24 protein-coding genes are annotated in these 19,370 nt (G+C 46.6%); 14 read left to right on the top strand and 10 right to left on the bottom strand.

The features are described 5' to 3' along the window. Positions 1–72: 72 nt before the first annotated feature. On the bottom strand, positions 73–810 hold the full coding sequence (locus PKOR_RS05375) for a hypothetical protein (RefSeq protein WP_046309561.1): 738 nt from the start codon (positions 808–810) through the stop codon (positions 73–75). A gap of 232 nt (positions 811–1,042) precedes the next feature. Next, on the bottom strand, positions 1,043–2,284 hold the full coding sequence (gene rocD, locus PKOR_RS05365; protein ID WP_046309558.1) for an ornithine--oxo-acid transaminase: 1,242 nt from the start codon (positions 2,282–2,284) through the stop codon (positions 1,043–1,045). Positions 2,285–2,518: 234 nt separating this feature from the next. Here rocD and PKOR_RS24985 point away from each other — a divergent pair, with 234 nt between their 5' ends. The 8 genes from PKOR_RS24985 (at position 2,519) to PKOR_RS05335 (ending at position 7,138) form a co-directional block, all read left to right on the top strand. Continuing rightward, a complete protein-coding gene (locus PKOR_RS24985) occupies positions 2,519–2,686 on the top strand; it encodes a C1orf53 family protein (RefSeq protein WP_158453741.1) in 168 nt (55 codons plus the stop codon). A 134-nt stretch (positions 2,687–2,820) separates the two neighbouring features. Next, complete coding sequence (gene rpmB / locus PKOR_RS05360; protein WP_046309557.1) at positions 2,821–3,060, top strand: 50S ribosomal protein L28; 240 nt, start codon at positions 2,821–2,823, stop codon at positions 3,058–3,060. A gap of 298 nt (positions 3,061–3,358) precedes the next feature. Then, entirely contained in the window at positions 3,359–3,547 is a 189-nt protein-coding gene (gene rpmG / locus PKOR_RS05355; protein WP_046309555.1) for a 50S ribosomal protein L33, read from the top strand. A 2-nt stretch (positions 3,548–3,549) separates the two neighbouring features. Continuing rightward, on the top strand, positions 3,550–3,705 hold the full coding sequence (locus PKOR_RS24015) for a DUF4295 domain-containing protein (protein WP_071843114.1): 156 nt from the start codon (positions 3,550–3,552) through the stop codon (positions 3,703–3,705). A 113-nt stretch (positions 3,706–3,818) separates the two neighbouring features. Continuing rightward, a complete protein-coding gene (gene ftsY / locus PKOR_RS05350; protein ID WP_046309553.1) occupies positions 3,819–4,778 on the top strand; it encodes a signal recognition particle-docking protein FtsY in 960 nt (319 codons plus the stop codon). A 9-nt stretch (positions 4,779–4,787) separates the two neighbouring features. Next, the gene (locus PKOR_RS05345; protein ID WP_052738728.1) at positions 4,788–5,300 is read left to right on the top strand and encodes a carboxypeptidase-like regulatory domain-containing protein; all 513 of its coding nucleotides are present in this window, start codon (positions 4,788–4,790) and stop codon (positions 5,298–5,300) included. A 3-nt stretch (positions 5,301–5,303) separates the two neighbouring features. After that, the gene (gene rimO / locus PKOR_RS05340) at positions 5,304–6,617 is read left to right on the top strand and encodes a 30S ribosomal protein S12 methylthiotransferase RimO (RefSeq protein ID WP_046309552.1); all 1,314 of its coding nucleotides are present in this window, start codon (positions 5,304–5,306) and stop codon (positions 6,615–6,617) included. 125 nt (positions 6,618–6,742) lie between these two features. Next, positions 6,743–7,138: a hypothetical protein gene (locus PKOR_RS05335; protein ID WP_046309551.1), complete on the top strand. Its 396-nt coding sequence runs from the start codon at positions 6,743–6,745 to the stop codon at positions 7,136–7,138. 4 nt (positions 7,139–7,142) lie between these two features. On the opposite strand, the gene PKOR_RS05330 is transcribed toward PKOR_RS05335, so the two are convergent. Next, positions 7,143–7,523 carry a PH domain-containing protein gene (locus tag PKOR_RS05330; RefSeq protein ID WP_046314115.1) on the bottom strand — a complete coding sequence of 127 codons (381 nt, stop codon included), beginning with the start codon at positions 7,521–7,523 and terminating at the stop codon, positions 7,143–7,145. A 223-nt stretch (positions 7,524–7,746) separates the two neighbouring features. Between PKOR_RS05330 and bshC the strand changes: the two genes are divergently transcribed. From bshC to PKOR_RS05315, 3 genes are all read left to right on the top strand, one after another. Continuing rightward, a complete protein-coding gene (bshC, locus tag PKOR_RS05325; protein ID WP_084694729.1) occupies positions 7,747–9,324 on the top strand; it encodes a bacillithiol biosynthesis cysteine-adding enzyme BshC in 1,578 nt (525 codons plus the stop codon). Beyond that, positions 9,324–9,902 (top strand): 5-formyltetrahydrofolate cyclo-ligase, encoded by a 579-nt coding sequence (locus tag PKOR_RS05320; RefSeq protein ID WP_046309549.1) that lies wholly within the window; start codon positions 9,324–9,326, stop codon positions 9,900–9,902. Before bshC ends, PKOR_RS05320 begins: the two co-directional genes overlap by 1 nt. 396 nt (positions 9,903–10,298) lie before the next feature. Continuing rightward, positions 10,299–10,832, top strand: a complete 534-nt coding sequence (locus PKOR_RS05315) for a TetR/AcrR family transcriptional regulator (protein ID WP_046309547.1) — start codon at positions 10,299–10,301, stop codon at positions 10,830–10,832. A gap of 101 nt (positions 10,833–10,933) precedes the next feature. Here PKOR_RS05315 and PKOR_RS05310 read toward each other — a convergent pair whose 3' ends face one another. Both PKOR_RS05310 and mnmC2 read right to left on the bottom strand, forming a co-directional pair. Next, the gene (locus PKOR_RS05310) at positions 10,934–11,230 is read right to left on the bottom strand and encodes a hypothetical protein (protein ID WP_046309546.1); all 297 of its coding nucleotides are present in this window, start codon (positions 11,228–11,230) and stop codon (positions 10,934–10,936) included. Between the two features lie 258 nt (positions 11,231–11,488). Next, positions 11,489–12,172, bottom strand: a complete 684-nt coding sequence (gene mnmC2 / locus PKOR_RS05305) for a tRNA (5-methylaminomethyl-2-thiouridine)(34)-methyltransferase MnmC2 (protein WP_046309544.1) — start codon at positions 12,170–12,172, stop codon at positions 11,489–11,491. Positions 12,173–12,310: 138 nt separating this feature from the next. On the opposite strand from mnmC2, the gene PKOR_RS05300 reads away from it, so the two are divergent. Beyond that, the gene (locus PKOR_RS05300) at positions 12,311–12,739 is read left to right on the top strand and encodes an acyl-CoA thioesterase (RefSeq protein ID WP_046309542.1); all 429 of its coding nucleotides are present in this window, start codon (positions 12,311–12,313) and stop codon (positions 12,737–12,739) included. 21 nt (positions 12,740–12,760) lie between these two features. Beyond that, entirely contained in the window at positions 12,761–13,834 is a 1,074-nt protein-coding gene (gene rlmN, locus PKOR_RS05295; RefSeq protein ID WP_046309541.1) for a dual-specificity RNA methyltransferase RlmN, read from the top strand. A 112-nt stretch (positions 13,835–13,946) separates the two neighbouring features. Here the strand turns inward: rlmN and PKOR_RS05290 are convergent, their stop codons facing one another. Next, a complete protein-coding gene (locus PKOR_RS05290) occupies positions 13,947–14,909 on the bottom strand; it encodes a YihY/virulence factor BrkB family protein (RefSeq protein ID WP_046309540.1) in 963 nt (320 codons plus the stop codon). Positions 14,910–15,048: 139 nt separating this feature from the next. Here PKOR_RS05290 and PKOR_RS05285 point away from each other — a divergent pair, with 139 nt between their 5' ends. Continuing rightward, positions 15,049–15,789, top strand: coding sequence for a DUF6503 family protein (locus PKOR_RS05285; protein WP_052738727.1), 741 nt, complete (start codon positions 15,049–15,051; stop codon positions 15,787–15,789). 73 nt (positions 15,790–15,862) lie between these two features. Here PKOR_RS05285 and PKOR_RS05280 read toward each other — a convergent pair whose 3' ends face one another. The 4 genes from PKOR_RS05280 to PKOR_RS05265 all read right to left on the bottom strand — a co-directional run bounded on the left by PKOR_RS05280 (position 15,863) and on the right by PKOR_RS05265 (position 19,343). Beyond that, positions 15,863–17,317 (bottom strand): DUF4403 family protein, encoded by a 1,455-nt coding sequence (locus PKOR_RS05280; protein ID WP_235337253.1) that lies wholly within the window; start codon positions 17,315–17,317, stop codon positions 15,863–15,865. An 89-nt stretch (positions 17,318–17,406) separates the two neighbouring features. Continuing rightward, positions 17,407–17,733, bottom strand: coding sequence for a thioredoxin family protein (locus tag PKOR_RS05275; RefSeq protein ID WP_046309539.1), 327 nt, complete (start codon positions 17,731–17,733; stop codon positions 17,407–17,409). Between the two features lie 157 nt (positions 17,734–17,890). Next, positions 17,891–18,427, bottom strand: a complete 537-nt coding sequence (locus PKOR_RS05270) for a hypothetical protein (protein ID WP_046309537.1) — start codon at positions 18,425–18,427, stop codon at positions 17,891–17,893. A gap of 178 nt (positions 18,428–18,605) precedes the next feature. Continuing rightward, positions 18,606–19,343, bottom strand: coding sequence for a DUF3891 family protein (locus tag PKOR_RS05265; RefSeq protein ID WP_046309536.1), 738 nt, complete (start codon positions 19,341–19,343; stop codon positions 18,606–18,608). Between the last annotated feature and the right edge of the window lie 27 nt (positions 19,344–19,370).

Here is a 19,370-nt window from a genome sequence, read left to right as displayed (position 1 = left end):
CGTTGTATACTTTTGTAGCAGTATAATCGACTAATATCCAGATAACTACTACAAAATCGGTAACAGTGAGCCTTAAGGATTTGGTTCAAGGGAAAGGTTAGAGTCGTGCAGCTTCTCGTAAAGCAATAAAGAGGCCATCGCACTAGCTAATACCATACGCGTATCGTTTGTCAGGTTAGGCTGTAACCACACCTTACCATTATTCAGAACCTGCACCGCACCCAACAGCTCGTTGCCAGCTTTAACTTCATACCCAACAATGTCAGGAAGTGGTAAGCCTTTGCCCTCAAACTTATACACCGGAGACACGGTGTATACTGTGGAACCGTTAGACAGTTCGCCCTCAAAGCGCTCACGATCCTGGTAATGCCCTGGGTCAGCGGTAAGCAGGTGCCATTGTCCGCTCTCAGGCGAGGTGAAGTAGCTGGCATAGTACTCCAGGTTAGGCGAAAGACGAATCGTAAAACCGTTATTGGACTTCAGATTTTTCTCATGCAGGCGGCTGGCACCAAATATATACCACTCCCGCCCTTCTGCACTCTGCAGGCTTAACTCGTGCTGCTGCTTAGACTTGACGTTCTCGTAGCCAAAGAGGTTGAAGTCACCGCCGTTCTTCCAGCCCCGTTGTACATTGGCTACTGTATAGTCGCCAATTAAAAAGTTGCCGTTCGGCTTAAATGTTTTGCGCCCTTCCACGGGCAGTTCCTGTGCCTGTTGCTTAAAGGTTGAGTCAACAGCCATGTTCGGAACAGAGCAGCTCTGCAGCGCCAGCACTCCCGGCAGCACAGCAGCCATCAAATGGTTTTTCATAGTTTTATAGGTTGAGGTACAGGTAGCTTAGCTACAAGTATAGCATTAGCATATATAGTGCCATTCATAGCTAGAGTAGCAGCAATTATTATGAATGATGGCCGAGCTTTGGGCGGAGTTAGTAGAAGTATAAAATTAACCTGTTTAGTGGCTCGTAGTGCTTTGGCAGCGATATCAATAAAAAAGGCAGAAGCCAAAGCCTCTGCCTTTCAATCGTATGGTTAGCGGTACGTTAGAAACTCAGAATAACGTTCTCTATGATGTCACAGCACTCGTGCAGCTGCTCTTCCGTCATGACAAGCGGTGGTGCAAAACGGATGATGTCGCCATGGGTTGGTTTAGCTAAAAGGCCTTTGTCCTTCAGCGCCACGCACACGTCCCAGGCAGTTCGGCCATCGGCTGTTGGTTCAACTATAATAGCGTTAAGCAGACCTCTACCACGTACCAATGTCACCAGTTCAGGGCGTTTCCCCATCAGGCGGCGCATACGCTCCCGGAACACCTCACCTAGTTTGTCAGCATTCTCTGTCAGGTTTTCTTCTTTGATCACCTCAAGAGCTGCGATGGCAACCATTGCAGCTAGAGGGTTGCCGCCAAAGGTAGAGCCGTGCTCGCCTGGCTGTATGCAGAGCATGATATCATCGTTAGCCAACACACATGATACCGGCAGTACACCGCCTGAGAGTGCCTTACCAAGTATAAGAATGTCAGCTTTTACATCATCGTAGTAGCTGGCCAGTAGCTTACCTGTACGGCCAATACCAGTCTGGATCTCATCAGTCATTAGTAGCACATCGTACTCCTTGCACAAAGCATGTGCCTTAGCCAAGTAGCCTTCGTCAGGCACTACCACACCAGCCTCGCCCTGTATTGGCTCAACCAGGAACCCGCACACATTTGGGTTTTCTTGCAGTGCTCGCTCCAGTGCCTCTATATCGTTGTAAGGGATTACCTTATAGCCAGGCATGTAGGGGCCGAAGCCTTTGGTAGAATCAGGGTCTGTAGAGAAGGAGATGATGCCGGTGGTGCGACCGTGGAAATTGTGCTCCACTACTATGATTTCGGCATTATGCGGTGCGATGCCTTTTTTTAGGTAGCCCCACTTGCGCGCCAGCTTAATTGCTGTCTCTACGGCCTCAGCACCTGAGTTCATGAACAACGACTTATCGTAGCCGAACAGCTCGCAAACGTACTTTTCAGCTATACCAAGCTTGTCGTTATAGAAGGCACGTGAGGTAAGCGTTAGTTGCTGCGCCTGCTCGGTTAAAGCTCCAACTATTTTAGGATGGCAATGGCCCTGGTTAACGGCACTGTAGGCTGAAAGGAAATCGTAGTAGTGCTTTCCTTCAACGTCCCACAGGTGTACTCCTTCGCCGCGGTTTAGCACTACAGGAAGCGGATGGTAATTGTGGGCGCCATACTTATGCTCTGTGTCGATGGCTTGCTGGCTAGAGGTAATAACTTGAGTGTTCATAGTTTTCGATAATTCAGATTCTTTGTAGTAGTACGGCAGCCTTGCTGCCTACAGTATACTTACCACATATATAGGTTATAGTTGTCAAAATTACATATTTCGGCCCCACTTCAAAACCAAGCTCCAATGGTCACCTAGATGTGTACTGGCGCGGCTTTGGGTTACATGCTTGTGTTGTCATGTTTGTGCGCTTACACTTTATTGGCGTACTTTGTGTAAAAAAGAAAAACAGCTTTGGCGCAGAAGTTAACCGAAGGAGAAGATTTTTACTTTAACGAGCAGGGGCTGATGGTCCTGACAGCGAAATACCTGCAGAAACGTGGCTATTGCTGCAAAAATGCCTGCAAGCACTGCCCCTATGGCTTCCATGAGAAGGTGGCGACAAAGCAGAAAAAAGTATAAAACCTGTCACCGAGCCAGAGGCGGCGAAGCATTTTCTATACAGCAGGATGAAAATTTTAGGTACGGGTTTGATTTTCTGTATCTTTTTATAGATATTTGCACCCCTATTGAAATAAACCAGAAAAGAATACAAGATGGCACGAGTTTGCGACTTAACAGGTAAAAGACCACAAGTAGGTAATAACGTTTCTCACGCTAATAACAAGACTAAGCGTAAGTTTTATCCAAACCTACAGAAGAAGCGTTTCTACATCCCAGAGGAGGATGCTTGGGTAACGCTGAAAGTTTCTACTTCTGCACTGAGAACTATCAACAAGAATGGTATCTCTGCAGTGTTGAAGAAAGCTGCTGAGCAAGGCTATATCCTGTACTAGTAGTGGCATGCTTCCGGCTGCACGGGTAGTTTAACTCCTGCAGATATATCCGGAAAGAGCCATCTGGTACCTCAAGATACAAATCGGCAACGGAGAGAAGCTGTAGATGCCTTCGCTCCGTTGCCCTTTTTTTGACCTTAGCCGTATGCCTCTCACAGAGAAGAGGGCAGCGCGTTACGCAGCGGGTGTAAATTCTGTGAAGCATTAACTTATGTTTCACAAGAAAATTTATACATTGTTTGTAATTAGAGATTTAAGCTTTTATATTTGCAGTCCTAAATAAAAAATTACTGTCGAGATGGCTAAAAAAGCAAAAGGTAATAGAATCCAGGTTATATTGGAGTGTACAGAGCAGAAGACTACTGACGTACCTGGAACTTCAAGGTACATCACTACCAAAAACAGAAAGAATACTCCTGAGCGTATCGAGCTGAAGAAGTACAATCCGAATCTGAAAAAAGTAACTGTACATAAAGAAATTAAATAACCATGGCTAAGAAGGTAGTTGCAACCCTAAAGACCGCTACAGGTAAAGACTGGGCAAAAGTGATCAAAGCTGTGAAGTCTCCAAAAACTGGTGCTTACAGCTTTAAAGAGGAGATGGTACCTGTTGACAAAGTACAGGAGTACCTTTCTAAAAAGTAATACAGCCTACTCTACATCGATAGATAGATAACATGAAGAAGTCCCAATATTGGGACTTTTTTAGTATATTACCGTATCAGTGAGATAGCATTCACCCTACATCATAAACCGGCATGGGAATTTTTGACTTTTTCAGCAAAGAGAAGAAAAAAGAATCGCTGGACAAAGGTCTTGAGAAAACCAAGAGTAACTTTTTCGGTCAGCTAAGTAAAGCCGTTATGGGCAAATCCACGGTAGACGTGGAGGTGCTCGATGAACTGGAGGAAATTCTAGTACATGCCGATGTGGGAGTGGATACCACGGTAAAAATTATCGACCGCATTGAACAGCGCGTAGCCCGCGATAAGTATGTAAGTACTGATGAGCTGGACAATATACTGCGCGAAGAGATAGCGGCCCTGCTGGAGGAGAACCGTGCCGGAGACGGCGCTAACTTTGACCTTCCAAAGGATATCAAGCCGTATGTGATCATGGTAGTAGGTGTTAACGGTGTGGGTAAAACCACCACCATTGGCAAGCTGGCTGCTCAGTTCCATAAGGCGGGCAAACAGGTAGTACTTGGTGCTGCCGATACCTTCCGTGCCGCCGCCGTAGATCAGCTCATTATCTGGGGCGAGCGTGTAGGTGTGCCGGTTATCTCGCATGGCATGAACACTGACCCTGCTTCTGTAGCCTACGATGCTGTTAAGAAAGGTGTAGAGATGAATGCCGATGTGGTGATCATCGACACGGCCGGACGACTGCACAACAAGGTAGGTCTGATGAACGAGCTGGCCAAGATCAAGCGCGTAATGCAAAAGATAACACCAGATACGCCACACGAGGTGCTACTGGTGCTGGATGGCAGTACAGGACAGAACGCCCTGCTGCAGGCCCGTGAGTTTACCAAAGCTACTGATGTAACAGCACTGGCTATTACCAAGCTGGATGGTACAGCTAAAGGTGGTGTAGTAATCGGTATTTCAGATGAGTTTAAGATTCCGGTGAAGTATATCGGAGTTGGCGAGAAAATTGAAGACCTGCAACTGTTCGACAAGCACGAATTTGTAGAGTCTTTCTTCTCACGCACATAAAGTATAGCCATGGTTAAGCTCCTGCTGATGCCGCTTGCTCTGCTCCTGTCGCAGTGCAACGGTGCTAATCAAACCCATCAGAACACACAAGAACAGATGGAAAACCAGGAGCAAGCAAAAGAAGTGCAGGAGCAGCAAGCTCCCATAGCACAGGGTATAAGCGGACAGGTGCTGTGGATATCGGGAAACCAAATGCCTTCACCAGATGCGCCACCCAGCAAGGGTAGAGGCGTGCAACGTACCTTGTACGTGTATGAATTTACCAACGCCAGCCAAGCAAAAACTACAGACGGTGTTTTTCACACCAACATTCAAACTAATTTAGTGACTCAGGTTGTTACAGATGCTAACGGTAACTTTGCTGTTAGCCTGGAGCCCGGCACGTACAGCCTTTTCTCAAAAGAAGAGAAGGGCTTGTTCGCCAGCCTTTACGATGGAGAGATGAACATCAACCCAGTAGAGGTGCAGAAAGGTCAGGTAACAGCCGTAGAGTTTCTAATCAATTATCAAGCAAGTTATTAATCCGTGAAAGTAAGATCGCTTAAGAAGGATAAGGTAAACGTAGTTACATTGGGCTGCTCTAAAAACCTGGTGGACTCGGAAGTATTGATGGGGCAGCTGCGTGCCAACGAGTTTGAGGTGGCGCACGAGTCTGACAAGGACGATTCCAACATCATCATCGTGAACACCTGTGGCTTTATAGACAATGCCAAGCAGGAATCCATTGATACCATTCTGCGCTACGCAGAGGCTAAGGAGTCTGGTCAGATCGATAAACTGTATGTGACGGGTTGCTTGTCGCAGCGCTACAAGGATTCGCTGGAGGAGGAGATACCGCAGGTGGATGCTTACTTCGGTACATTAGAGCTGCCACAACTGCTGAAGAAGCTGGAGGCTGACTACAAGCACGAATTGATTGGTGAGCGCTTGTTAACGACGCCATCCCACTATGCATATTTCAAAATAGCCGAAGGTTGTAACCGCCCTTGCTCTTTCTGCGCCATACCTTTGATGCGCGGTAAGCACGTAGACCGTCCGATTGAGGACTTGGTACGTGAAGCGAAGCGTTTGGCAAGTATGGGTACAAAAGAACTGGTGCTGATTGCCCAGGACCTGACCTACTATGGTTTGCAGCACTACGGCGAGCGCAAGTTGGCTGACCTGTTGCGTAACCTGTCCGATGTGGATGGTATTGAGTGGATCAGGATGCAGTATGCCTACCCGTCGCAGTTCCCGATGGAAGTGTTCGACGTAATGAACGAGCGCGAGAACATCTGCAAGTACCTTGATATGCCACTGCAGCACATTTCTGATAACATGCTCAAGACGATGCGCCGTGGCATCAGCAAGCGCCGCACAATTGAGCTGGTAGATCAGATTCGTCAGCGTGTGCCGGACATTGCGCTGAGAACTACTCTTATTGCCGGTCACCCGGGTGAAACAGATCAGGACTTCCAGGAGCTATATGATTGGGTAGAGGAGACCAGGTTCGACAGACTTGGTATCTTTACCTACTCGCATGAGGACAATACGCACTCCTTTACGCTAGAGGACAGTGTGCCGGAAGAAGTGAAGCAGGAGCGTGCCGACGCCATCATGGAGCTGCAGCAGGGAATATCTGTAGAGCTGAACGAAGAAAAGATAGGCAAAATATATAAAGTGCTGTTCGACCGTAAAGAGAGCGGTTACTTTGTTGGCCGTACGCAGTATGACTCACCGGAGGTAGACAACGAAGTACTTGTGCCAGCTGATAATACCTATGTGCGCTTAGGCGACTTCGCTAACGTCAAAATCACAGATGCTTCTGACTTTGACCTTTATGGTGAAGTGGTAGCTTAGGTAAACTAAGAAGAGCTAAACGATAATTAGTTAAGCGAAAAGTCCTTACCGGTATGGACTGGTAAGGATTTTTTTTGCTAAAACCTGAGCTTTAGTTAATATTAGTAAAAACCAAGAGCAACAGTATGAGGCATATACAACTTATTACTACTAATTACCTGAAGCTTGAGTACAATGCTTTGGATAACTACCTGTATGTGGAATGGTTCGGTGCTCTGGAAAATGAGGCCATAATACAAGGGTATGATCAAACACTATACTACCTTAAGAAAGAGCATTGCCAGAAACTATTAGATAACCACCTTGAGGTGGAGGGGATATGGGCGGATCTTGCAGAATGGTTTGCTCAGGATTGGCACATACGGGCTGAAAAAGCAGGTCTCCAGTATCATGCAGTTGTCTACTCCAAAAGTCACTTTAGCAGGCTCTCCACAGATAAAGCTATCAAAATGGTGCAGACAGGAATAGTGGAAGGCTTCGAAACCGTGCATGAAGCCGAAGGCTGGCTAACGAATCTGTAAAAGCCTACTTCAGCACATACCTGCTCAGCACCCGATACGCTTCATTAATATTATCGCCCTTGCGGAAGTCTTGCTTGATAGTTGGCTCTGATTCGCCGGTAAGCCAGATTTTTAGTTCTGCATCCAGATCAGCAATGCCTGCGCTCTCTTTTGAAAACATTTTGATGCTGCCGTAAGGTATACTTTGGTAGTCGGATTTGGAGCCAGTGAGCCCCTGCTTGTTTACCAGGATTAAGCGCTTATTGGTGAAGACGAGCATGTCCCGGATCAATTTATAGGCCCGCTCAATCCGCTCGTCATCAATCAGGATTGGCTGAAATTCCTTTGCCAGTTTTTCGATAGACACTTCGGAGGCGTGTCCCATCATACCGCTTAATAGTCCCATGGTTGTGTTTTTAAAGTACATACGTGTAAGAGCGGAATGGTTTGCACATACTTCCAATCAATGGTACACCAACTGCTCATCCTCTTCTAACTGCTTTCTATCGTATCATCTGCAAAACCGGAAATAAAACCTTTACTTTGTGCTGAGGCGGTAAAGTATAAAATAGCTGCAACACATTTCCCGCTAAACTGTTAAAAGGGCTAAACCTACGGCTACAAAGCAGATGGAAGTACAAACCATGAAGATCAATAACATAGATTACGCTGCTACAGGCGCATTCTCCAAGACTATCACAGACTACCTTTGTTGTAGCGAGCAGCTGCAACCGTTCTATAATCATTTCCCAACCTTAGAGGCTTTTGAGGCCCAGCTAAAGGAGAAAAGCTTCAGCGAAACTCAACGCCAGACACTGCATCAGGCACTACAGGAGCAGTATACTTCCCTCTCCTCTGTAAACCCGAAGGTGCAGCAGAAAATCGACCTGCTGCTACAACCTAATACCTTCACCATTACCACCGGGCATCAGCTTAATATCTTTACCGGTCCGCTATACTTTGTCTATAAAATCATCACAGCCATCAACACCTGTAAGCAGCTGCAGGAGAAGTACCCTAACTACAACTTCGTACCTGTGTACTGGATGGCTACCGAAGACCACGACTTCGCAGAGATTAATCACTTCAGCCTGTTCGGAAAGCAGTACACCTGGGAGAGCGACCAGTCTGGAGCAGTAGGTAGATTCTCTACTAAAGATATGGAGCCACTGCTGGCAGAGCTTCCGGAGGCTTACCCAATTTTTGAAGAAGCTTACCGCAACAGTAAGAATCTGGCAGATGCTACACGCGCTATTACGCACGCGCTGTTTGGCGAGTACGGATTAGTAAGTATAGACGGCGACCATGCTGCGCTGAAGAAAGCCCTGACGCCGGTTGTAGAGAAGGAGCTGACAGAGCAGCTATCGAATAAGTTGGTAGAAGAAGCCAATGCGCAGTTAGAGGAGCTAGGGTATAAGCCGCAGGTCTACTCTCGTGAAATCAACCTGTTTTACCTGACAGATGGGCTACGTGAGCGCATAGTGCGGGAAGAGGGAAAGTATAAAATACTTAATACAGATATCAGCTTTAGCTTAGAGGAGATACAGCAGGAAGCAAAGGAGCACCCGGAGCGTTTCAGCCCTAATGTAATTTTAAGGCCCCTGTACGAAGAGCTTATACTTCCAAACTTGGCCTACATTGGGGGAGGGGCAGAAGTAGCCTACTGGTTTCAGCTTAAAAAGCTGTTTGAAGCTTATCAAGTAGCTTTCCCTATGCTGATGCTGCGTAATTCTGCTTTGTACATTAGCCGGGGTAACGCCAACCGCATGCACAAATTAGGCCTACAGCCACTGGACCTGTTTCAGGATTATCAGGAGCTGAAAAAGCAGCTGTCTGACCAGTTGCATGATGAAGAAATAAACCTGGAGGCACAGCGGCAGGCAGTAGCAGCAGCCTTTGCTGAGGTAGAGAAGCTGGCCGAAAGCATTGACCCAACACTTGTAAAAGCTGTCGGAGCTGAGGCACAGAAGGCCAATAACTCGTTGCAGATGCTAGAGAAGAAGATTTCCAAAGCCCGCGACAGCAAGCATGAGCAGACATTTAAGCAGCTGGAGAACCTGAAGGATAAATTGTTTCCGGGAGGAAGCCTGCAGGAGCGTAAAGATAACCTGCTTACTTACCAGACAAATAATCCAGATTTTATACCTGCATTGGTGGAGGCCTTCGACCCACTTGAGTTTAAGTTTACCATACTGGAGGAGGCTTAATGCAGAAGGCGGAGCTACGCAAGCATATGCTGCAAAAGCGGCGAGCACTACCTAGCGAAGAGGTAAAGCACCGCAGCCGGCAAATAGCAGAGCAGTTCTTTGGGTATTACCTTTTTGAGCCGGGGCAAACAGTGCATGTTTTCCTGCCTATCCTGAAAAACAACGAGGTAGATACCTGGTTTATAATAGAACGGCTGCGGCAAGAGCACCCTGGGGTGCGTGTGGTTGTGCCGGTAACAGATGTGGAGCAGAATATTCTTACGCACCACCACCTTACTGATGAGGCCGTACTAGTTGAGAATAATTGGGGGATACCGGAGCCACAGAATGCTCAGATCATACATGCCCGCGAAGTGGATGTGGTGCTGGTGCCATTGCTTGCTTTCGACAGGGAAGGACACCGTGTAGGTTATGGAAAAGGATTTTATGATCGCTTTCTGGCTGATTGCCGCCCTAATGTTCTGAAAATTGGCTTATCTTTGGAGCCTCCCGTAGAACGTATCGATGATCCTAATCCCTATGATGTGCCACTGGATGCTGTGGTAATGCCTAATAGGGTTTGGCAGAGCAAGAAATAGCGCTATACGTATACAACTTGTAGAGCTGTGAAAAGTATATGTGACTGTTTGTTAGCTGAATATGTAGTGCAAGTGTGAGAATATTTTAAAATCTCGTGTGCTTCTGCATTATATAAAGAAATTATCGATATTTGCATTGGAAACCAAATTTGCATAATTTTCCGCCTTCTTTTAAGAATCATTGATTTATTCATCCTGAATAAAATTTATTCTTTAAACAAGGGTAGTCTTGGTTATCAAATTGTTAAGATTGTTTTATAAAAGCAAAGCTAACAGGGCTGATGATTTGCAACCTATGTTATAACTTTGCATATCCAGATTGAGTGCAAACCCAAACTACTTTAAAGGCTATAGGTGAACGCCTGCATATGAGTAGTTAAATTTTTTGAAGTTGAGATGCTTAAGACCAAGAAAGAAATAATTTTAGAGACAGCATTAAATCTCTTTGCAGATAAGGGATATGATGCTACACCTACAAGCCTAATCGCCAGAGAAGCTGGCGTCTCAGAGGGCCTTATATTTAAGCACTACATAAGTAAGGAAAACCTGCTGGAGGCTGTTGTTAAGGCGGGTTACAGACGCATCACAGATAAGAGCAAGGGCTTTGTAGAGGAGAATGACCCGAACAAGCTAATCAGCAATGTGCTCGACATGCCACAGAAACTGGTGGAGGAAGAGCGCAACTTCTGGCGCATGCAGTTCCGCCTGGTAGACGAAGAGATATCGCAAAGGCACCACCTTCGCTATTCTCATTCTGTTATGCAGAAGCTGGTGGAGGCTTTCCGCAAGCTTGGCTACAAAGAGCCTGAGCTGGAAACAGAAGTGTTGATGCTGTTGGTAGAAGGGCTATGGAGAGCTTACCTGACAAATGAGGACAAGAGCCACTTTGAGAAAATGCTAGTCCTGATAAAGAGCAAGTATATTAAATAGCTTTGCTGGTAGTGCTGCAACAGAAAGCTTAAGCTACAGAAGACACAAAAAAACCTTCCATTTGTATCGGAAGGTTTTTTTGTAGGCAGGCAAACCGAAATTTAGCCTTTGTACACGATGTTGAACTTCTTCAGTTCATCAATCGGGCCAAAATGCTGCTTTTCAATAGTCTTGCCACGGCGCTTCAGGTGAACCTCTACTGGGGCCATCGTTTTGGTCATGTCAGAGTTGATCACCTTTACATAAAACTTTCTGGCCTCTTCAGAAGCACCTTTTTCAAACGTATGCTTCTGGTGATTGCCGTTTACCGGTAAGCCCGGAATAACTTGGTAGGTTGTGCAAACCACCTCATACTTTGGGAGGAATGGCTTGATAACTTTTTTAAGCAAGCTTTTCATATAGGGGTTTTTTAGGAGATGCTTTTCGACGCTGCAATCTACTACTTTAAAAACTAAATCAAAGAATGAGGCGACAAAAAAATGCAATTTAGCTCCTAACCAATTGCCTCATGCTTAAGTTCATCTATAATCTGCACAATATCAAAACAAAAGTAGCTTGTGCAGCAGCTGGCAGAGATGCCAGAATGTGCTAAAGGTATAACTGTAGTTTAAATATAACTATTTGTGTATCAGGTATGACGGGTGTAGATGCCTTGGCTAGTGAGGCAGCAAAGGCTTGAGGCCTCGCGTCATTTCGCGTTTACCCGGAGGACCAGGCAAGGCCTCTACCTGAAAGCCGGCAGCTTTCAGACTGCGCTTAAAAGAACCCTTAGCACAGTAAGTTACCAGCACACCGCCTGGGCGAGTGGCCTTATAAAGCTTTTCGAACATAGCATCAGCCCAAAGTTCAGGCTGCTTCTCTGGTGCGAAAGCATCAAAGTATACTACATCGTAGTAAGATTGAGGCGGCAGAAACTCCTCCAAAGACTCATGTATCTTCTGCAGCGTGAAGTAAGGAATAATATCTGTGGGCTCATTCCAAGGGGCTGCATGCAGAGCCTTAAAGTAATCGTACAGCTCCGGGTTCAGGATAATGTTTTCGTAGTGTAGTTGCGCTACTACTTCCTCTGTTAGCGGGAACTTCTCCAATGTGTCATATTGGATGAACGCCTTCTTGGCCAAGGCAAAAGGGAAAGTAAGTATGGCATTAAGGCCAGTACCAAAGCCAATTTCCAGCACCTTCAGGTCTTTCTTCTGCTCCAGCATGTGCTCTAGTCCATACTTAATAAACACATGCTGCGACTCCTGCAGGGCCCCATGCACCGAGTGGTAGTGCTCGTTCAGTTCGGGCACATATAAGGTGTTAGAGCCGTCTTTCGTCTGTCTTATTTCGAGGTGCATGTTTTTTGTATTACATTGCAAAGGTACGTATTACAGTGCTGAGGCTGCAATATATACGAACCAGAATTTAACAAATTTAAAAAGAAAGCAGGTAAGTACTAACTCAATTCTTTTCCTGCCCTCGTTCTTCTTTACACTATGGCAAGAGTAAAAGTAGATATCCCCACACGTACTCACTTTTCAACACAAATTCCGGTGCGCGTAACAGACCTCAATTACGGCAACCATCTTGGCAACGACGCGCTGCTCTCCATCATGCATGAGGCGCGCATGCAACTGCTCGGCCACTTTGGTTGGAGCGAACTGAGCCTGAGTGGCGCAAGTATGATTATGGCTGATGTCGCCATTGAGTATAAAGGCGAAGGTTTTTATGGGGATGTGCTGACTATAGGTTTGGCTTTTGATGACCTGCACAAGTATGGCTTTGACATTACCTACCACATCACGAACCAAAATGGCAAAGAAGTGGCCCGTGCCAAGACAGGTATGCTGTGCTTCAACTATCAGGAGCGCAAACTAATGAGCTTGCCTGCCGAAGTAAAGGCAAAGATTGAAACTAAAGCCTGAGGATTTTTGTAATTTTGCAGTATGACATTGATTGCAGATATAAATATCCTGAATAAGAAGGACATCCGTAAGCTGACGCTGGACGACCTGAAAGCGTGGTTGGTGGATAACGGGGAGAAAGCATTCCGAGCTAAGCAAGTATACGAGTGGCTCTGGAAGCATTCTGCTCAGTCGTTTACGGAGATGAATAACGTGAGCCTTGCCCTGCGCGAGAAGCTGGAGCAGAACTTCGCCATAAATGCAGTGCAGGTGGCCACAGAGCAGCTAAGCAACGATGGCACTATTAAATCTGCCTTCAGGCTGTACGATAGCAATATAGTAGAAGGTGTTTTGATACCGCACGATGAGCGTAAAACCGCCTGCGTTAGTAGCCAGGTCGGTTGTTCCCTTACCTGTAAGTTTTGCGCCACTGGTTATATGGATCGTGTTAGAAACCTCGACGCTGCTGAAATATACGACCAAGTAGTGCGCATAAATGAGCAAAGCCTGCGCCAGTACGGTCAGCCACTCACAAACATTGTTTACATGGGTATGGGTGAGCCAATGCTGAACTATGCCAACGTAATGAAAAGCATTGAGCGTATTACGGCACATGATGGCCTTGGTATGGCAGCTCGCCGCATTACGGTAAGTACAGCCGGCATTGCCAAAATGATCAAGAAGATGGCTGATGACGGTGTAAAGGCTAACTTGGCGCTGTCGCTGCATGCGGCTAACGACGAAAAGCGTAACCAGATCATGCCGATCAACGAGACCAACTCGCTAGAGGCTCTGAAGGATGCGTTGAAGCATTACCACCAGGTAACTGGCCGTAAAGTAACCTACGAGTACATCGTGTTCGATAACTTTAATGATACTCTGCAGGATGCCGAGGAGCTACTGCGCTTCTCTAAAATCATTCCTTGCAAGATTAACCTGATTGAGTACAACCCAATCGAGAATGCAGACTTCGTGAATACCGACGATGATCGGCTGCAGCAGTTTATCTACTACCTGGCAGATAGAGGCCTGCAAGTAAACGTGCGCCGCAGCCGTGGTAAGGATATTGATGCTGCCTGCGGTCAGTTAGCTGTAAAAGAAAAGCAGCCGGCCTAACAATAGGTAAAACATCAGCTTAAGTATAAAAAAGAGCTCCTGCTATTGTATAGCAGGGGCTCTTCTGCTTTATCACTCCAGACAAGTTTAAAGGCGTTCTTGCTAAGCGTTGTCATCCTTTAAACCTGCCTTCGGCTCTTGGTCTGCCTGTGCCTTTGCGCGACTGTGGCTTTTCTGGAACCTCCCGCTCCTCTACAAACACAGCGTGTGGTTTAGGGCTGATGCGCTGGCCATACTTCTCGGCGTACTGCTGCGTAAATTCTGCCCCAAAAAATACGATCAGCGAGGAGTAGTATATCCAGACAAGAATAAGAATTATAGAGCCTGCGGCGCCATAAGCTGATCCTGGATTGGAAGTCCCCAGGTACCAGCTAATCAAAAACTTACCAACAGTAAAGAGAATAGCTGTAATCAAGGCGCCAATCAAAGTATCTTTCCAGCGGATGTAGGCATCGGGCAGGTATTTTAATATGAGGGCAAAAAGTAACGTAATTAAGCCTATCGATATAATAAAGTCTATAGTTTTAATTACCCACACGCCTATGTCGGGTATCAAGTCCCTTAGGTAGTCGCTGAGTACAGAGATAGCCGCACTGATAACAAAGGAAATAAGCATCAGCAATGAGATACTTAGGATGAGGCCAAAAGAGAATAAGCGCTCTTTGGCCATGCGTGCGATGCCGTTGCTAGGCTTTACCTTCAGGTTCCAGACGCTATTGAGCGATTGCTGTAGTGTGGCGAAAAAGGTGGTAGAGGCAAAGATAAGCGTACCTATACCTACCCACATGGCCCAACCCGAAGACTCCTGTGTGCTGGCATTTCTAACCATGTTTTGTATTTCGGAGGCAGCTTCCGGGCTGATTGCCTCAGAAACTTGGTGTTCTAATTCTCCTGATACAGCCTGCTCACCAAAAAAGAAGCCAGCTGCCTTTATAATTATCAGCAGTAGCGGAGGTATGGAGAAAATAGCATTGAAAGCCAGTGCTGCGGCCAACCGAAGCGAGTTGTTTTCCAAGAACTCATTTACAGAGATTTTCAGCAGCTGGAAAATTCCTTTTATAGTATAATTGGCCATAGGCGTATGTTCTGTCTTTGTGGCTTTAGTTACGGGGTGCCTACTAATAGGGTTGATAAGTAGCGGTTTGCATGGATGTGGCGACATCCTGTTTGGATGTAAATGCGTAGATGGGAGCGCACCTTCTAAGACTAACGCGATGCTGTTGAAAATCCTGCTAGGCCTGTTGCTTCTGTGCCTTTCAATGTTCTCCCCGGCTGTAACTGCTGCACAACCCTCTGATGCACGGGCAAATAGTATAGCCCAGCAAGTACTGAAGAACATAGGTGGAGAAGAGGGATGGAACAAAACCCGCTACCTCGCCTGGACTTTTAATGACCAATATCAGGTTTGGGATAAGCACCAGAACAGGTTCCGCTGGGAGAAAGACAGCCTGATTGTCATTATAGACACAAACACAAAAGAGGGCAAGGTATATGTGGAGGGGCAGGAGTTGCAAGATCCACAGGAAAAGCAGAAGTTGCTGGAGCGAGTCTATACCCTCTGGATTAACAATTCATACTGGCTTGTGATGCCTTTCAAGCTGCAGGACTCAGGCGTTACGCTAAAACATCTAGGAGAGGAGAAAACAATGGATGGTGCCCCGGCCGATGTGCTGGAGATGACATTTGAGAAAGTAGGGCTAACACCACAAAATAAGTATAAGCTATGGGTTGATCAGCAGAAGGGGCTGATAACGCAGTGGGCCTTCTTTCGTAACGTTGAGGATGCTGAGCCAACCTTTACCCGCCGCTGGAGCAACTACAAGGATTACGGAAAAATAAAGCTAGCCAGCGACCGGAGCAATCCACAAAGTGACTTCGAGTTATTTCATATTGCTGCGCCAACCAAGGTGCCGGATAAAGTGTTTAACAGCCCTAAGCCAATTAACAAACTCTGATCTTTTACAAAGAGAACCATATCAAGCAATATAAAAGGGCTCCTCATTAACTTAGAGAAGCCCTTTTATGTTGTTATAGTTTATCTATCGTGGCAGTTAACGTACCCTTAGCGTTCACTACTGCTTTTATACCTTCCGGTGTGAGGTATATATTGTCCGGAGTGATGTCTTTGATGCTACCGCGTAGCATCACCGATTCGTGCACGCGTGCCTGCTTATCTAAGTTCGCCTGCAGCATCTTTTTGGCATTTTCCAGCTCTCCCTTTACAGGTATATTTACCTGCTGCTGTATCATTTCCTCAAATTTGTTTTTGGCAAGCCAGCTGGCGGTGCTTAATATTTTGTCTTTGGTATCCAGGTCGTAAGCAACGTCGCGTACCTTGATGGACGCCGTTGCGACATCGTAGAATGGCGTGCCGCGGAGGTATACTTTGCCTACTATCTTCTTAGTAAAGATACCGGCTTTAGTCTTTCCATTCACGTCCAGCATCAGTACCAGTTGGTCTCCGGCAGGGCTGATAACGGCATCATTTACCGTAACCTGGCTCTTGCCACCGTCAAAAGTATAGGTCTGTTTAGCCACCTGCTCCTGTAGCATTTTACTAGCGTGTGCATAAGGAACATTCGCTGTCAGGCCGATCTGTATGTCATCGCTCATGCGGCTGTCTACAATAAGCTTTGGCAGGTTTTTGTTTAACTGCACTTTAGGCTTGCCATTAGTCGTAACGGTGATGTAGGAGGTAATACCAAGGCGGGTATTCAAGTTGCCGTTCTGGGCCTGAAGTGGCGCCATACGTATTTCTTTTGGAGCCACTGTTAGCCAAGCATTCATGTCGTCATCCAGCTTTACAGGTTCTTGTAGTAGCTGCCATGCCTCAGCCACATACTTCTTCACATCCAGGCGGCTTTGCAGTTCTTTATCTAGCTGCTTAGAGAGGTTAGCCATCTGGCTACGCAGAGCAGGTTCAACAAAGCGAGCTAAACCTATTTTCATCGGCCCTAGCTCCAACACAGGCTTGGTTTTGCCCCATTCAAAGTCGCCGGTGGTAATGGTGTTGATTTTATAATCTTCTGTTAATACAATCCGGCTTTCGGTCTTGATAATGATATCGAAAGCAGTGTCTTCGGTTTTATCGATGACAGGGCAGAACTTGCAAGGGTCCCACTTCCAACGGCCTTTGGCATAGATGCGGAGCGGCACCGAGAAGTATACTTTGTCTTTCTCGGCACGTATGCTCAGCTTCCCGTTTTTAGATACGGTAACGGCTACGTTATCATCATCAAGGTTGGTGTCTTTGTAGAGCAGGCCCGCTATCTCATGGTTTAACTTGTCTTCCATAGCCGCAATGGAGATAGAGATAGGCACGGTAACAGAGGAGAGCTGTGGCTTGTACTCAGGAACTCCGGCAGCTGAGGTAGCAGGAGCCGCAGTGTTCAAGTTGTTGGTGCTGGAGCAGCTTGGCATACTAAAACCTGCAGTCACTAACATCAGCAATACAGGCAGTTTTCGGAAAGGTTTTAAGATCACGGTTTTAGCTATTTAAAAAAGCGGCGCAAGGTAGCACAGGTTTTTCATAACAGCTATAGGGTAGCGGGCGTTCCGTGAAAAAAAGTGGATCAGGAAAGTTGCAGTAGCTTTTGCAGCATTTCACGTAGTTCCTCTTCGGTTGCTTTGATGCCGCAATCGGCAAGGGTGCCCCTGTTGTAGGTGGCAAAGAAGGGAGTACCTTTAAGTTTTACTTCTCTACTTGATACAGGATTTTCTTTGGCACTCATGCGCAGAAAAGCTATTCTGCTATAGTCTGGGGCATTAGATAGCTTCCTGTACTTGGGCTCCATGGTCTTACATACTGGGCAGTCAGCGTCGGTGAATTTTACAATCACCTTGTTTCGTTCGAATATTAGTCTCCTGAGTTCGTTGTCGTTTGATTCGGTTACCATCATAGTTAGTCTTCTCCAGTGGCGGCATCATTTACTGAAGTATAGACGTGGTTTGCGAAATATGGGTTAGAGCAGATATTAGCCTAACCAAACAAGAGGAGCAAAAACAAAGGCCAGCAACAACGTGTTTACCGGCCTTTGTTTTTAGGTATGGCTGTTGCTAAAACACAAATCCGATTCTTAAGCCTCCGGTAGTAAACGTGCCGAAATTGAAGCCGTGGTAACCTTCTACGGTTCTGTTGCTGGTAAACTCCTGTTTATACTCTACCTCAACGTCGCTGTACTTCCTGTAGCCAATGCCTACGCCAGCTTCGAAACCAACATAAAAGTTCTTGGCTATATAAAAGTCTACACCAGCAAGGCCATTTAGTCTAACTCCGAAATAAGATCGATTGTTGTTATCTAGATAGCTTTCAGAGGTGGAGCCTTTTACTACTACCAAATCACTTTTATAGCGGGCGCCTCTCACAGAGAGGGGCATGGTTAAGCCCAGGTAGGGCGAGAACCTCTTTGTGCCGGCGAAATGTTTCTCAAAGCCCGGAGCAAAGCTCACCAAGAGATTAGAGTGGCGGGCGTCACCTGACAACTTGCTGTGGTCGTATGATGTATACACTCCATACCGAAGCGCAGTGCTCTCAGAAGTGAATTTCCGAAGCTTAAGCCCTGCAGAAGTGCCGCCACTCAGGTTTACTCCCACTTCGAATGCTTTGCTGCCTGCAGTTGGTTTGAACGTTTCCCCTTCTGTAGTTTGAGCGTTGGCTGCAAAGGAAAGGCCGCAGGCAAGAGTCAGGAGGGTAAGTTTGTTTTTTTAGAGTCATTTGAATATCATATAATTCCTATACTCAAATATATGCTTTTGAGGTGTTTATGCAAACTTAAGAAGAAAGGGTTTGGCCCAAGGTCCACTTCTTGTATTGCACCTTAGCCTCGTGCAGCGCCTGTGCCAGCTCTTTGTCATCCATGAACTGTAGCTGTTTTAGAATCCTGTACTCTACCTGTACCTCCAACTGAGGCTGTGCAAAAGGCCAAGGTTCCACGTGTACCACACCTGTTTGCAGCTGCTTTACAAAGTACGTCCTTCCATCTGGGCCGGCTGTGATCTCTAACACGCGCTCATCGGCAGGTAGTTCGTTGCGGCAAAGTATAAGTGAGAAGCGGTCGCACCATTGCATGATGGCATAAGCTTGTTCTGTTTGCTTTTTAGAAATGCGAAGGCTCTGGCGGCAGGCTTTCTGTAGGGCTAGCTGCTCATCCAGAAACGCGGCGGTAGTTTTATTTTCGCTGCGACGGCTTTCATAGAGGTAGCTCATGTGCATAGAAGTAAGCAAGGCTACCCAACGGCTCTGGAAGCGTACAGCATGCATCAGTTCCCGGGCTTGCTCCAGGTTATTTGGCTGCAGCGTAAAATCGGCCGGAGCCCCGGCGGGGGTAAGTCCGTCTTTGCCACGCCAGGTGCGCTGGCGGTTATCGTGGTTCGCAATAGCCACAATGGTATCTACCCAGTGAGGGCATTGCAGTTCTGGCTTCAAGTAGTAAGCTAACTCAGCTGCCAGTAAGCCATGCGCCTGCTGGTAAATCACCTCCCACCCTTCTGTTATAGTGTTTACAATCATAGTATATGCTATAGCTGCAAGTATTAA

Origin of the sequence: Pontibacter korlensis, assembly GCF_000973725.1 — a bacterium.
In the GTDB taxonomy this organism is placed as follows: domain Bacteria; phylum Bacteroidota; class Bacteroidia; order Cytophagales; family Hymenobacteraceae; genus Pontibacter; species Pontibacter korlensis.
This window is presented reverse-complemented; position numbering and strand designations above follow the sequence as displayed.

Bases quoted from the DNA above. Each gene is read 5' to 3' on its own strand.
- ftsY (WP_046309553.1), top strand. From the start codon at position 3,819: ATGGGAATTTTTGACTTTTTCAGCAAAGAGAAGAAAAAAGAATCGCTG.
- PKOR_RS05335 (WP_046309551.1), top strand. From the start codon at position 6,743: ATGAGGCATATACAACTTATTACTACTAATTACCTGAAGCTTGAGTAC.
- rpmG (WP_046309555.1), top strand. From the start codon at position 3,359: ATGGCTAAAAAAGCAAAAGGTAATAGAATCCAGGTTATATTGGAGTGT.
- PKOR_RS05275 (WP_046309539.1), bottom strand. From the start codon at position 17,733: ATGATGGTAACCGAATCAAACGACAACGAACTCAGGAGACTAATATTC.
- PKOR_RS05330 (WP_046314115.1), bottom strand. From the start codon at position 7,523: ATGGGACTATTAAGCGGTATGATGGGACACGCCTCCGAAGTGTCTATC.
- PKOR_RS05320 (WP_046309549.1), top strand. From the start codon at position 9,324: ATGCAGAAGGCGGAGCTACGCAAGCATATGCTGCAAAAGCGGCGAGCA.
- rlmN (WP_046309541.1), top strand. From the start codon at position 12,761: ATGACATTGATTGCAGATATAAATATCCTGAATAAGAAGGACATCCGT.
- PKOR_RS05310 (WP_046309546.1), bottom strand. From the start codon at position 11,230: ATGAAAAGCTTGCTTAAAAAAGTTATCAAGCCATTCCTCCCAAAGTAT.
- PKOR_RS05285 (WP_052738727.1), top strand. From the start codon at position 15,049: ATGCTGTTGAAAATCCTGCTAGGCCTGTTGCTTCTGTGCCTTTCAATG.
- mnmC2 (WP_046309544.1), bottom strand. From the start codon at position 12,172: ATGCACCTCGAAATAAGACAGACGAAAGACGGCTCTAACACCTTATAT.
- PKOR_RS05315 (WP_046309547.1), top strand. From the start codon at position 10,299: ATGCTTAAGACCAAGAAAGAAATAATTTTAGAGACAGCATTAAATCTC.
- PKOR_RS05375 (WP_046309561.1), bottom strand. From the start codon at position 810: ATGAAAAACCATTTGATGGCTGCTGTGCTGCCGGGAGTGCTGGCGCTG.
- rocD (WP_046309558.1), bottom strand. From the start codon at position 2,284: ATGAACACTCAAGTTATTACCTCTAGCCAGCAAGCCATCGACACAGAG.
- bshC (WP_084694729.1), top strand. From the start codon at position 7,747: ATGGAAGTACAAACCATGAAGATCAATAACATAGATTACGCTGCTACA.
- PKOR_RS05300 (WP_046309542.1), top strand. From the start codon at position 12,311: ATGGCAAGAGTAAAAGTAGATATCCCCACACGTACTCACTTTTCAACA.
- PKOR_RS05265 (WP_046309536.1), bottom strand. From the start codon at position 19,343: ATGATTGTAAACACTATAACAGAAGGGTGGGAGGTGATTTACCAGCAG.
- rpmB (WP_046309557.1), top strand. From the start codon at position 2,821: ATGGCACGAGTTTGCGACTTAACAGGTAAAAGACCACAAGTAGGTAAT.
- PKOR_RS24015 (WP_071843114.1), top strand. From the start codon at position 3,550: ATGGCTAAGAAGGTAGTTGCAACCCTAAAGACCGCTACAGGTAAAGAC.
- PKOR_RS05290 (WP_046309540.1), bottom strand. From the start codon at position 14,909: ATGGCCAATTATACTATAAAAGGAATTTTCCAGCTGCTGAAAATCTCT.
- PKOR_RS05345 (WP_052738728.1), top strand. From the start codon at position 4,788: ATGGTTAAGCTCCTGCTGATGCCGCTTGCTCTGCTCCTGTCGCAGTGC.